Origin of the sequence: Mycobacterium sp. SMC-18 (genome assembly GCF_045310895.1) — a bacterium.
Classification (GTDB): Bacteria; Actinomycetota; Actinomycetes; order Mycobacteriales; family Mycobacteriaceae; genus Mycobacterium.
In genome coordinates this window covers 1-10,404 of record NZ_JBJIAL010000076.1, presented here as the reverse complement: position 1 = coordinate 10,404, position 10,404 = coordinate 1, and the positions used below count along the sequence as shown (strand labels likewise).

The window sequence follows — 10,404 nt, the reverse complement described above, 5'->3', positions numbered from 1 at the left end:
TGAAATCACCCTCCTATCAATGACGGGGGTCAAAATTCACCCGTCGACAGGGGGTCAGTTTTCAGGCGTCGTCAACACAGTTCATCCTGACCACCCACGACGAAGTCTGGGCCAGGCAAATGCAGTCCTCAGGGCTTATCGGGGCGAAGGCCCACGCCCGATTCCACGGCTGGACCGTCGATCGCGGTCCGGTGTATGGCCAGGGCGAGGATCTCTGGACGCAGATTGACGCTGACCTCGCGGACGATGATGTGCCCGGAGCAGCTCATAAGCTCCGTCGTAACCTCGAAGCGTCGATGGCAGATATCGTTGCCGCGCTGCAGGGCAAGGTGATCTACCGACCCGATAACAATTACGAACTTGGCGCCTTATTCTCGGCGGCCAAGGGCCGCCATGGAGACCTGCTCAAGAAAGCTGGTACTTCGGCCGAGAAATGGAACAACCAAGCTGGTAAGCAACAAGTTGAAGACCTCAAGACGGCCCGCCAACAGGCGATGCTTGCTCAGGATGGAGAGAATTGGGCGATTAACGCCCTTGTCCACAATAATGATTGGGCGTCGATGTCGAAGGCTGACTTCGCTCCGGTGGTCGCGGCATGCAAGGACTTCTTGGAGCTATTCAGATGTACGAACAGCGCCTGCGGTGGGTGGCTCTACGTCAATGGTTCCCCGGGGCGGGAAGACGCTCTGCGCTGCCCATGCGGGGCGTTGAACCTAAACCTGCGGACAAAATAGTGAATAGAGCTCGTGATTAAGAATCTAATTTCGCGGCGCGACGCCAGGTAGTGATGGTCTCGACAAAACTGGTTACCGGGAGGTCGCCGTCCCGAACCACCCAATTTCATTCGCGCAGTTGGGGTTACGCCAAATTAAGATTGCACGTATCACCGTCCTCGCCGCATCCCGGAGTGAACACGTCGATCCGTTGGCGGCGTGACATACCTAAGCCTCGATCCACCGGTGAGCTGTCGGTGTGAAGTCGATTTCGATTGTGTGAGTTGGGCCCGGGGTGTGCCGTGAGGTGGGTGTGTGTGATGGCCCGATCTCGGTATCGGCTTGTTCCTGTGGGTCTTTCGTCTCGTGCGGGCGGTTGGGGTTGCTCTGTTAGGCCAGCAGTGGCCGGTTTCGGCCAAACAGACTGTGGAACAGGGTGTTCCACGCGGTTTCCCAGGGCCAGTTGCGTGGCAGGTGCAGGGTCAGGCGTCGGGCCGAGGAGGCGATGCGTGCCGGCACGCTGATCAGGGTGCGGCGGATGGTGCCGGTGCGGGCTTTGGCCAGCGCTGGTCCGGTCAGGGTGGCCGCGGCGCGGGTGAGGTTGAACGCCATCGCTGCGCACACCAGCCAGGCGGCGTTGGCGCCGAATCGCCCCGAGGGCAGATGGGCCAGAGCAGAGTCTTTGAGGTCGGCGTGGACCTGCTCGATGAGCGCGTGGCCGCGGTGGGTCTTGTCGGCGGTGACGGTATCGAGGTCGGTGGTGGTGAAGAAGGCATGGAAGCGCCAGGTGTCGAACAGGGTGGTCTGCCCCTCGCCGCTGGCGGGGTTGAGGTCGGGGATGCGCCGCACCACCAGCCTGCCGGGGATCTGCTCGCTGGTTTTGCGGGAGCTGAACGCGGTGAAGTCGATCTCGGCGACCTCGGCGCGCGAGATCCAGCGCTGGGTGTTCTCGTCGTAGATCGCGTCGGTGTACTGGATCGAGATCCAGGCGTCCTCGGGTATGGCGGCGATGGCGGCTTTGACTTTTGGGTCTAGGCGCACGGTGATCGACACGTCGGCACCACCGCGCAGAGCAGCCGCCACGGTTGGGTAGCCGTAGAACGCCGAGTCGGCTCGCAGCAGCGGCCGGGTGGCTGCCGCCGAAGAGCGCAGTCGTGTCACGGTGGCCAGCGTGTCGCCGACGATGCGGGCAGCTCCACGTGCTGATCCGCAGGCGCCTTTGCGTAGGCGTTGGCCGCAGATGATCGGTGCACCATGCTCAGTGGTGAGCGTGGCGATCAGCGCATTTAACCCACGGACCCCGGAGTATCCGTAACCAGATCCCTGTTTGGTGTAGCCGTGCACTTCGATGATGGTGTCATCGAGATCAACACACACCGGACCGTCAACACCGGCCAGCACCGGAGTGCGTTCGTGCAGACCGGCCAGCAACCGCGCCGCCACGGCGTCGAGTTGGCGGACATGACCGAAGCTGAATTCGCGCAGGAACGATCCCAGCGTCGACGGGGCGTACGGGCGGTCGAACACGGTGCCCATCGCGCCGTGGCGCAGCAAGGCCATGTCATCGATGCTGTCAGCACCAGCTACCATGCCCGCGACCAGCGACAAGACTTTCGCCCCGGCGTTGGCGCCCTTGTCGGTCGGCACCGTGATGTGCTCATCAGCCAGGCTGCTCAACCCGCACTGATGAGCCAGAGCGGCCATCGGGACCAGCCCGGCACACGACACCAGATTGGGGTCATCAAAGCGGGCTGACGCCACAGGACGAGTGTGAGATAGTTGCATCTACGAGATGCCCTTCGTTCTGACCGAATGTGATCCTCGACAAATCCCATTCTTTCACCGCGACAGGGCATTTCGTTTTTACAACCCGCCCCAACTCCTATTCGATCGGTGGATCAAGGCTAAGGTCGCTCAGCGTCTAGCCCCTGCGCTGACGTCGACGACAAACCAGGAGAGGCCTTCGCCGAAGTAAGGATGGGCGCTCGGTGCCCGGACAGCAGGAGAACCTTCGATGGCCCCCATTGCGTCCTTCGGATCGTCTGGTGATTGCGCTCTCCTGGAGCCGGAATAAGGACCGCCGATACGACGCCGAATGCAGCGGCGCTTATGGCAAGCGCACGATGGGGGCGACAGACGGGCGAAGCTTTCAATTCAGGCAGGCGGACTCGCTCCTAGATTCAGCCGAACAACTCAGATCCCGACTTCACTGGCAACCACATCCCGGTTCCCAGGAGTGCGTCAACCAGGGCGACAGTCTTGCTCTCGTCTTGATCAAAGATGGATTTGTGCGCATTTGCAACGAGTCTCATCGTGTCTAGAAACGGAACTTTGCGCGCGATTGCTTCTGCCACAGCGGCGCGCTCGTCAATCACAGCAACGAGTTTGCGATGCTTCGCGCACGCAATCACCGCACATTCGCCCATGTGTTCTTTAGTGCCGCCTCCAAGCACTACTTTCACTTGCATCGCCGTCCACTCCTCATCTGAGGTTAGGAATATCCGACCGGCCCACGTCGTGGAACCCACGGTGGGCACGCCGACGTGCAGATTTCTAGCTGCATCGATTTCCAGTTCGACTTCACGCGGGATGAGCACCACACCCTGCGGCGCCAATGCTTGCAGGATGTGCCCGTATCCAGCCCGGCAGAAGTGAGTGAAAGTGCTGGTGTCCATCACCCACTGCGTGCCCTCAGTCACCGCCAACCGCGAATAGCTTTCGCACGCTATCGAGGGATTCTGCCTCCCGTTCCGGTAGGTCTTCGCGTTTCATTGTTCCGCGTAGCAACTCGATGGTTCGCGCTGCGGTCAGCCGGCCCGATGTGTAGCCCTCTACGCAAGCCGCTGCGAAACCCGGCGAGACGTAGGGACATTTTGGCTCGTCGTCCCATGACAACTTGAGTGCGACGTAATCGCCATGGCGAGGCTCTCGGTCGAGCAGGGACTGCCGCGTCTCGTACGAGATCAAACCTAGATTTCTCAGCTGGCTGACGACAGCTGACCAACTCAGCCTGAATATTGATCCCACCGCCAGGGCACGATCGCGAACACTCCACTCGTCGTGCTCGTTCCATATTTTTTGAACTCCCGCGCGTGGGGCGAGAAAATGGATGGCGAATGCGTTGATCATCTTCTCGTGATCGTCGCCAGTCGAGCCGTCGTACGCATCGCCACAAATCCAGTGGCCCAGTTCGTGTGCGAGCGTCATACGCCGTCTTCCGGATTTGGCTTCTCCGTTGACGACCGAAACCGCCAGCCCATCGCGAACCTCGACACACCCGCCATCTGGGCCGTTTTCCCCTAGCGCGGCGGCGTAGGTGACTAGGCCCACCCGCTCGCAAACGTCAGCTAGGTGGTAAATCGGGCCAGTGTCCAACTGAAGGCGATCGCGCACTCGCCGCGCTAGATCCTCAGCTTGAGAGAAGTCCTGAGGTGTCCGGACCTCTTGACTTCTGGTTACGGCCTGAAGCAAACCAAGATCGAACAACGTTTGCGCATCGCTGGCGAACACCTCTATCTCGTCGTCGAGGGCCTGTGAAGTCTCGTCTGAACGTGTGTTATCGGACCTGCGACTGACTACTGCCGGCAAGGGTTCGCTTACGAAAAAAGCTAGAGGTCGACGCAGGGCCTCTGCGATAGCCACCATCTCCGTCATAGCAAGCTTCCGCTCGCCTTTCTCGGCTCGACCCAGTGCCGTACGCTCCATTTTCACCATTTCGGCGAGCTTGCTCTGAGGTATACCGGCGTGTTCTCGCGCTCGGGCAACCCGTTGTCCAAGCGTCAGGTGGTCCATGTGTGGGATTTTCCCACACAAGGATCAAACTTGTCGAGGTTACGGGCCTTGACCTGGTTAAACACCCCGGGGAACGGCCCGGCCGGGCCGTGACTGTCTGAGCCGAAGGCCATCGCCAGCCTGAATGAGGATCCGCATCTGTGGGCCCGCACCCTCTACGACGAACTCAATGACCTCGGGTTCGAGCTTCGCGACGCTTAAATGAGTGTTTCCACCGAAGACGTCTAATCTCGGCGAGCCTCGCCATCCTCGCGGTGCGGAGGCCACCACGCGTCGCTTTCCTGGGGGGCAGAATATCGTCCGTCGACATTCGGTCCACCGCTTCCCGGAGTGCAAGAGGTGTGTGCTCGTCTGGTGCTGAAGCGTGGCGGTAGGCGACAGCCGCGATGTTCTTATGGGCGGGGAGAGGATGTCGGTCGGAGCCAAGTGCGCGCGACCGCGCGAGGTCAGCGTGTCGATGACTCGTTGGACTTTCGGGCGAATGTGCTTGCGGTGGTGGCCGCGAACCAGGGCGGGGTTCTATCGTTCGGCCATGGTTAAGAGAGCGCGAACCCGCCATTCGAACACCGAGCGAGAGCTGGCCAACATGGCCGATGGCGTGATTCTCACACGTGCACTGGCCGGTATTGCCGAGGTGAAGGTGTGGAAGCTTGAGACGCTATCGGCGGGTGGCGACGACATTGATGAGCTTGAGCGCGCCGAGGCTTCGGCGGAACTCACTAAGGCTCTGTGTACGTACGGCAAGCAGGTCGAGCGAATGCTCGAATATGGAAGCTCGTTGGAAGACATCGCCCACCTAACGAGCATGGAAGTCGATGAACTTCGGCTGGCCGTGTCGTACGCGCGTTGATCCGCGGTTCCAGAGGCATTTTTCGTAGCCGGTTGGTGTACGCGCCAAATTTCGGATATGCGCGAATATGATTGTGGTGGTGGACTATTTCGCCCGGAGCTTCGTACGTTCGAGGCATGAGCGCGAACGAGAAGCTGCGGGCGCGATACCGAGCGGTCGAACTGCAGCGCAAGAGGAACGAAGAGCGGGCTCGGCGTGATCGAGCCAATGCGGCTGGAGCCGAGGAGATTCGGGCAATTCTGCATCGCGTTGGTGCGGTCGATACCTGGGAGCGCAAGCGTTTCGACCACGCTGCCGAGAGCATCCGCACTGATGCGGTGAAGAGGCGGTCAGGTCACTTTCGTGGACTACAGACTGTCGTCGAGCAGATGCGGGGTCGCGGCCAAACCCTGGCGCGGATTGCAGAACTCGCGAGCATAGACGTGCGCGAGCTTCAGACCATGCTGCGGCGGGCGCGATCCGGTGATACCGGCAGGCAGGGTTCATCAGCTTCGCCGGAGGCGAGTGGACGACCCGATTCCAGCTCGATCGCCCTCGATCCGCGCTCAGAGGCTGCGGCGGACGGATCCCCAAGCTGCGGCGCTGGTGGTTACGATCCGACCCGGTGTGTCCGCTGCGATGCAGCGATGCTCGATGAGGACGCTGCTCCACGACGCGGCCGTCGCCGGCTGTACTGCTCGGATACCTGTCGTCGGGACGCATCGGCAGCACGTAACGCCGCACAGCGATATGGGGCGCCGATTCGAGTGATCGAAGTACCGAAAGCTGCTGCAGCGCAGAAGCAATCTGCAGAAACGCCCAAGCCGGACCAGCCGGGCGTGCCGATGGATGCTGTCAACAGCGTCCTGGGCGACGGCAAGGCCCTACGCGGGTTGCTTACTCGCGTGGCAGAGCAGGCTCGGCTCAAGAAGCTGGACCGCGCCACACTGACGGCTGCGCGGGAGCTGTCCAATGCCGTTCATCCGCATCGTGATTGGTGATTTTTACCTGATCCGGCGAGGCCGTCGTCTTGACTTTCTGCGGGCGCGTCGTGCGGCGGGACTGCACCCGGTCATGCTCGAGGCGGTACGGCCAGCGGCGTGGATCGCCTTCTGGGCGAGGTCTTCGGCAAGGTACGCGATGCTGGCCTCCAATTCGTAGACCGCTTCCTTGCGTTCTTCGGCGATCATCTCTCCAGCGTCCCCGGGGTGCGGCAGATATCCGTTCTGTCGGCCGAGCGTGTCAATCACGACGTCGATGGCATCGTCGAACTGGGTGTCCAACTGTTGGGCATCGGTATCGGCCCATTCCTCGATGTACTCTTCCCGCTCTTCTGGGGTCCAGAATTCTGGAAACGACAGATGTGTTCGGTAGAGGTCGCGGATTGCCGCATCGAGCTGGCCGGACTGGCGGATCTCGGGCCAATCGCTGATCGCGGCGGTGGCCAGGTTCTCCAGGTCGTCGTCCAGGCTCATCGCGGCTGCTCCCTCCAGGCTTGTCCAGATACTGCCTGCACGCACCGACAAGTCGTCGGATCTGGGACCCCCTTGCTATGCGGAGAGGTCGTCGCGGGCATCGTCGATGTGCGAGGGCGTGGGGTGCTCGGGGCCGGGCCGTAGCAGCGAGGGACGCGAGGGTTGCGAGGCTCGGTGGGCGGCCACGTCTTTGTGTGGGGGGTAGATGGTCCACAGCAGGACGTTGCGGTGGTTGCGTGCCCCGTCGTCCTCGATCAACCATCCGAGTTTCCGCAGCGCCGGCGCGTGCCTGCGGAGCAGGCTCGTGACGTCGCGGCCGTTCCTTGGCCATTCTTTGGGCCGTCGCCAGTCGCCACCCGTCGGCGTGATCAACGCGAGCAAGTCGACACCGGACTGCCCGCGCAACGGTTCGTGAGTGTGGAGGCGCAGACATTCGATGAAAGGGTCAGCGGACAGGCTGTCTTCCGACAGCTGATCCGAACGTGACATGTAGCGGCGCAAGCCATCGGACGACAGAACCTCGTCGACGCACGCCAGCACGCGACCGAAGTCAGCCATGCGTGGTGCGTCGTCGACCTCGATGGTGTCCAGGCGGTGATGCACGGTCGCAGCCAGGCTGAGCAGTCCACTCAAAATGCCCGGTAGAGCCTGGTGCCACAGTTGTCGCAGGCCGGCCTCCGGCTGTCGCATGTGGCGGTCGATGCGTCGCAGATCAATCATCGCCATGCGTTCGGCAAGGTCGGGGCGCACCGCGCCGACGTCGATGCCGTTGATGATGATGCAGCGGCGGAACTTCACCACGGCAAGATCGCCGTCGGTGTACAGCGCACGTTTGACGTTGCCGTCGCCGGTGGCGGCACGGCACAGCGAATCTGACAACCAGGGAGGAATCGCCGACAGATTGTCCAGAGCGACAAGCCAGGAGCCGGACGCGGCAGTTACCCAGGAGTCGGCGTCGCGTGGTGCCTGGCGCAGTGGAACGGGGGAGGGGTCGATGAGGTCGACCAGCATGCGCGTCGTCGTGGTCTTAGCGCTGCCCTGCTCGGCGAACAGTGCTACCACCGGGTGCGGCACATCGGTCTGGACGAGTGCCGCGATGAGTGCCGCGAGCAGCACGGGGCGGTCTGGGAGGGCGACGTTGATGAAGTCCCACAACCGGTAGAGGTCTCCGGTCCGGGGTGGTAGAGGCATTGCAGCCGTTAGCTTGGTGCTCAGGAACCGAACTGGGGCGGTGTCGATGACCGACCAGGTGCCTGCGCGGAGACGAATGACCTTGCCGTCGGTTCGTCCGGTGTCGATGTAACTGGTTCCGTCGAGCTCAGCGACGCGGAGATTCAGCTTTTCAGTTCTCTGCGCGGTGGCCAGGCCTTCGAGGACCAGGGTGGCGTCGGTGAGGGCCTGGCCACCGGCGACGGTGCCCGTCTCGGCAAAGTAGCGGGAGGCGAGTTCGGCGCGTAGACCGGCCTTGCCTGCACGCAGCAGAATCGCCAGATGCGGGCGGGCGCGGTCAGTGCCAAAGGGCTCTCCGTCCTCGGACACGCCGAGGAGATACCGTTCTTGAGCCATGGCTACCAGGCGCGCGGCAACTGACTTCTTGTCGCTTTCGTTGTTGGCGCTCATGGGTTTTCCTGCCAGCGGTGCTTCTGCAGGCGGGCATGACGGGCTATTCTCATGGGGAACTTCCGGTTGAGCGATCGGGTTGTTCGAACGAAAGGCCTCGGCTAGACCCCGAGGTCTTTCTCATGCCTGGGCATCACGCGGCGTCGCCGCCTCCGCGCCGGGTTGCGCACTCCCGCTCGGATATCCACCGCAGAACCTCATCGCGTCGATACACGACCCGGCGTCCCAGGGTGAAGCTTGCTGGACCGATATCCGAGTGACGCCAGTACCTCAGCGTTCCAACCGGAACACCGGTGATGTCCGAGACTTCCTTGGCTCCTAGCAATTCCATCAGATTCCTCCTGAATCTCAGTTGTCTTGGCTGAGCCAACATTGACTGGAAGAACGGCGACGTGTCCACCACCGCAGCCACATTCAAGGAAAAGTCGTTCGAGTCCCGCTGATGCGACCGAACAGGACACCGACAGACGGCTTGCAAAGCGGATGAACCCTACGGATTTCTGCGGTATGGTCCATTTGTGATCACCCGGAACGAACGGGCGGGTATCGATGACCGCTGGCACAAGCGTGTCAAAGGCCAGGATGGCGCCATGCGCACGGAGCGGTCTGCGGTGTACGGCAAGGTCTCGCGATGGCGTGTCAGATGGGTCGACAGCACAGGTGCTGAACGCACCAAGAGTTTCCAGCGCAAGCCGGATGCGCAGGCGTACCTCAACGGCCTGACCGCTGATTTTCAGCGCGGTGAGTATGTCGACCCGAGGAAGAGCGCGGAGACATTCGGGTCGGTGGCCGAGCAGTGGTTCGCCACCAAACAGCACCGAAAGCCGAAAACCGTTGCAGGATATCGCTCGTTGCTCGACACCGTGGTGCTGCCGAAGTGGGAAGGTGTTCCGCTGAAAAGGCTTGACTACGAGTCCTATTCGACGTGGCTGGGGTCGCTATCGGTCGATGGTGGGCAACGTGGAGCCGGCTTATCGGCAAGTCGGATCACCCAAGCGCATCAGCTGGTAGGTGCTGTCCTCAAGTACGCCCAACGGACTGGCAAGGTGGCGAAGAACGTCGCGTTGGAGATCAAGCGGGACGAGGATCTTCCCGAGCAAGCCGAGCGTGAACGGCGCTACCTGAGCCATACCGAGCTGTTGATGCTAGCCAAGGCTGCCGATCGGTTCGAGACGCTGACGCTGGTCCTGGGGTACTGCGGGCTGAGATTCGGCGAAGCCGTTGCGTTGCGCCGCCGGCATGTGGGGGATCGGGTGCTGACGGTTCGCTCGTCCGCAACCGCGGTCACCGGTAAGGGCATCGTGGAGTCGACGACCAAGACGAAGCGGGATCGTCACGTGCCAGTGCCCGAACCCGTGTGGAAGAAACTCAAGGCAGAGCTACCGGCCGACCCGAACGCGCTGGTGTTTCCCAGCCGCAAGGGTGGGTTCCTGCCACTCGGTGAGTACCGCTGGGCATTCGACAACGCGTGTGCAGACGTCGGCATCGAGGGGCTGGTACCGCACGGCCTCAGGCACACCACGGCCTCACTGGCGATCAGTGCAGGCGCTAACGTCAAGGTCGTGCAGAGACTCCTGGGGCATGCGACGGCGGCCATGACGCTCGACCGCTACGGCCACTTGCTCAACGACGATTTGAGCGGTGTGGCCGATGCGCTGGGCAAGGCCATCGATAGCACTGCGGTATCACTGCGGTACTTAGGACGTCAAGGGACGGCTGAGACGGCCTAAAGTATGCTCTGAGCTGCAAAGCCCCCATAGCCCAATTGGCAGAGGCAGCGGACTTAAAATCCGCCAAGTGTCGGTTCGAGTCCGACTGGGGGCACCGTAATTCCCTGATCGGCGCCTTCCTGCCTGGGTTGGGTGAGGCCCGCCTCAGTGTCACGAGTTGTCGCAACCTGAACCGCCCCAGGTTTTCCGCCGCTGCTATACGGGTTGACGCTCTCGGTCGAGGGCGCTGTAGTGGGCGTGCTCGT

Annotated in this window: 10 protein-coding genes and 1 tRNA gene; 5 read left to right on the top strand and 6 right to left on the bottom strand. The window is 62.0% G+C overall.

Features of this window, described 5'->3' with window-relative positions; all coding sequences use genetic code 11:
* The first annotated feature begins 119 nt into the window (after window positions 1–119).
* Window positions 120–734: a hypothetical protein gene (locus ACJH6J_RS29380; protein WP_406804965.1), complete on the top strand. Its 615-nt coding sequence runs from the start codon at window positions 120–122 to the stop codon at window positions 732–734.
* Window positions 735–1,103: 369 nt separating this feature from the next.
* Here ACJH6J_RS29380 and ACJH6J_RS29375 read toward each other — a convergent pair whose 3' ends face one another.
* The 3 genes from ACJH6J_RS29375 to ACJH6J_RS29365 all read right to left on the bottom strand — a co-directional run bounded on the left by ACJH6J_RS29375 (window position 1,104) and on the right by ACJH6J_RS29365 (window position 4,505).
* Entirely contained in the window at window positions 1,104–2,498 is a 1,395-nt protein-coding gene (locus tag ACJH6J_RS29375; RefSeq protein WP_099961824.1) for an IS1380 family transposase, read from the bottom strand.
* Window positions 2,499–2,893: 395 nt separating this feature from the next.
* A complete protein-coding gene (locus ACJH6J_RS29370) occupies window positions 2,894–3,388 on the bottom strand; it encodes a hypothetical protein (protein WP_406776375.1) in 495 nt (164 codons plus the stop codon).
* 16 nt (window positions 3,389–3,404) lie between these two features.
* Window positions 3,405–4,505: a helix-turn-helix domain-containing protein gene (locus tag ACJH6J_RS29365; RefSeq protein ID WP_406776376.1), complete on the bottom strand. Its 1,101-nt coding sequence runs from the start codon at window positions 4,503–4,505 to the stop codon at window positions 3,405–3,407.
* A gap of 532 nt (window positions 4,506–5,037) precedes the next feature.
* On the opposite strand from ACJH6J_RS29365, the gene ACJH6J_RS29360 reads away from it, so the two are divergent.
* Together ACJH6J_RS29360 and ACJH6J_RS29355 are read left to right on the top strand one after the other, a co-directional pair.
* Window positions 5,038–5,355: a hypothetical protein gene (locus ACJH6J_RS29360; RefSeq protein WP_406804964.1), complete on the top strand. Its 318-nt coding sequence runs from the start codon at window positions 5,038–5,040 to the stop codon at window positions 5,353–5,355.
* A 116-nt stretch (window positions 5,356–5,471) separates the two neighbouring features.
* Complete coding sequence (locus tag ACJH6J_RS29355; protein ID WP_406804963.1) at window positions 5,472–6,335, top strand: hypothetical protein; 864 nt, start codon at window positions 5,472–5,474, stop codon at window positions 6,333–6,335.
* Window positions 6,336–6,338: 3 nt separating this feature from the next.
* Here the strand turns inward: ACJH6J_RS29355 and ACJH6J_RS29350 are convergent, their stop codons facing one another.
* The 3 genes from ACJH6J_RS29350 to ACJH6J_RS29340 all read right to left on the bottom strand — a co-directional run bounded on the left by ACJH6J_RS29350 (window position 6,339) and on the right by ACJH6J_RS29340 (window position 8,760).
* On the bottom strand, window positions 6,339–6,809 hold the full coding sequence (locus tag ACJH6J_RS29350; RefSeq protein WP_406776367.1) for a transposase: 471 nt from the start codon (window positions 6,807–6,809) through the stop codon (window positions 6,339–6,341).
* 75 nt (window positions 6,810–6,884) lie between these two features.
* Entirely contained in the window at window positions 6,885–8,429 is a 1,545-nt protein-coding gene (locus tag ACJH6J_RS29345; RefSeq protein ID WP_406804962.1) for an ATP-binding protein, read from the bottom strand.
* Between the two features lie 133 nt (window positions 8,430–8,562).
* Window positions 8,563–8,760: an AlpA family transcriptional regulator gene (locus ACJH6J_RS29340; RefSeq protein WP_208676971.1), complete on the bottom strand. Its 198-nt coding sequence runs from the start codon at window positions 8,758–8,760 to the stop codon at window positions 8,563–8,565.
* Window positions 8,761–8,947: 187 nt separating this feature from the next.
* On the opposite strand from ACJH6J_RS29340, the gene ACJH6J_RS29335 reads away from it, so the two are divergent.
* Window positions 8,948–10,159: a tyrosine-type recombinase/integrase gene (locus ACJH6J_RS29335; RefSeq protein WP_406776369.1), complete on the top strand. Its 1,212-nt coding sequence runs from the start codon at window positions 8,948–8,950 to the stop codon at window positions 10,157–10,159.
* 20 nt (window positions 10,160–10,179) lie between these two features.
* A tRNA-Leu gene (locus ACJH6J_RS29330) sits at window positions 10,180–10,253 on the top strand.
* The last annotated feature ends 151 nt before the right edge of the window (window positions 10,254–10,404 follow it).

What these genes read in the sequence shown, in the direction of transcription:
- ACJH6J_RS29380 (WP_406804965.1), top strand. Translation starts at nt 120, where the DNA reads ATGCAGTCCTCAGGGCTTATCGGGGCGAAGGCCCACGCCCGATTCCAC.
- ACJH6J_RS29375 (WP_099961824.1), bottom strand. Translation starts at nt 2,498, where the DNA reads ATGCAACTATCTCACACTCGTCCTGTGGCGTCAGCCCGCTTTGATGAC.
- ACJH6J_RS29370 (WP_406776375.1), bottom strand. Translation starts at nt 3,388, where the DNA reads ATGGACACCAGCACTTTCACTCACTTCTGCCGGGCTGGATACGGGCAC.
- ACJH6J_RS29365 (WP_406776376.1), bottom strand. Translation starts at nt 4,505, where the DNA reads ATGGACCACCTGACGCTTGGACAACGGGTTGCCCGAGCGCGAGAACAC.
- ACJH6J_RS29360 (WP_406804964.1), top strand. Translation starts at nt 5,038, where the DNA reads ATGGTTAAGAGAGCGCGAACCCGCCATTCGAACACCGAGCGAGAGCTG.
- ACJH6J_RS29355 (WP_406804963.1), top strand. Translation starts at nt 5,472, where the DNA reads ATGAGCGCGAACGAGAAGCTGCGGGCGCGATACCGAGCGGTCGAACTG.
- ACJH6J_RS29350 (WP_406776367.1), bottom strand. Translation starts at nt 6,809, where the DNA reads ATGAGCCTGGACGACGACCTGGAGAACCTGGCCACCGCCGCGATCAGC.
- ACJH6J_RS29345 (WP_406804962.1), bottom strand. Translation starts at nt 8,429, where the DNA reads ATGAGCGCCAACAACGAAAGCGACAAGAAGTCAGTTGCCGCGCGCCTG.
- ACJH6J_RS29340 (WP_208676971.1), bottom strand. Translation starts at nt 8,760, where the DNA reads ATGGAATTGCTAGGAGCCAAGGAAGTCTCGGACATCACCGGTGTTCCG.